The sequence below is a fragment of the Ectothiorhodospira sp. PHS-1 genome, from assembly GCF_000225005.1.
GTDB lineage: Bacteria > Pseudomonadota > Gammaproteobacteria > Ectothiorhodospirales > Ectothiorhodospiraceae > Ectothiorhodospira.
In genome coordinates this window covers 1-688 of record NZ_AGBG01000086.1, presented here as the reverse complement: position 1 = coordinate 688, position 688 = coordinate 1, and the positions used below count along the sequence as shown (strand labels likewise).

The 688-nt window shown below is 49.7% G+C and carries 2 protein-coding genes; both read right to left on the bottom strand.

The genetic code is table 11. The annotated features are described in order from the left end of the window. Positions 1 to 282 (bottom strand): hypothetical protein (locus ECTPHS_RS15035; RefSeq protein ID WP_210386942.1); only part of this gene is annotated, 282 nt, incomplete at its 3' end. A 144-nt stretch (positions 283 to 426) separates the two neighbouring features. Beyond that, a partial coding sequence (locus ECTPHS_RS14455; RefSeq protein WP_210386941.1) for an SIR2 family protein occupies positions 427 to 688 on the bottom strand: 262 nt, incomplete at its 5' end.

The window sequence follows — 688 nt, the reverse complement described above, 5'->3', positions numbered from 1 at the left end:
AGGCTCTGAGCACCAAAACCAAAGCGTTGTTTCTGGGCTCGCTTTTTTACTCCACTCTGCGACATGAGGCGCATACCACTCAGCCAGGCTTTCTACTCCGTTCGGGTCACCCGGATACTTGGATAGCCCATACGGGCCATCGGAAACGATTGCTGTAGGGGTTGGCCACTCCTCGTATTTCTCTAGGGCATCCCCAAGATGGAGGCTTACCTTGGGATGGGAGGCATCCTCGATCCGCAAAGGCTCTGTTCTACGTCTTTGATATTTCAGTATTTTCGCCATCTCTATCTCCTCGGATCATCCCTGCGTGGATATTCTATCAACTTGCGGCGGTAGCTCCCATGGCGTCAACAGGTACTGCTAACGCCCGCGTAATAGGCGCGAGCTTGCGAGCGTCCTAATTGACGCGATTGTTAGCTGAACCCCTCAGCGAAACTGTTCAAGGAATTCTTGTAAGGCTTTCTGGGGATCATCTTCTTTGGATGTGATCATGTTAATGCCCCATTGATCCAATATAGCTTCTTGTATTGGGTTGGGCCGATGCGTAAATACATACGATCTAGGCTGAACACCTCCACCGTTATTTGTCTTCCACAGTTTTGCTAGCTTGTAGAATAGGAACCGTAGGTTCACATCAGTTAGACTGTACCCAATAAATAGGACTGACTTGCCGAGGACGTCAGATCCT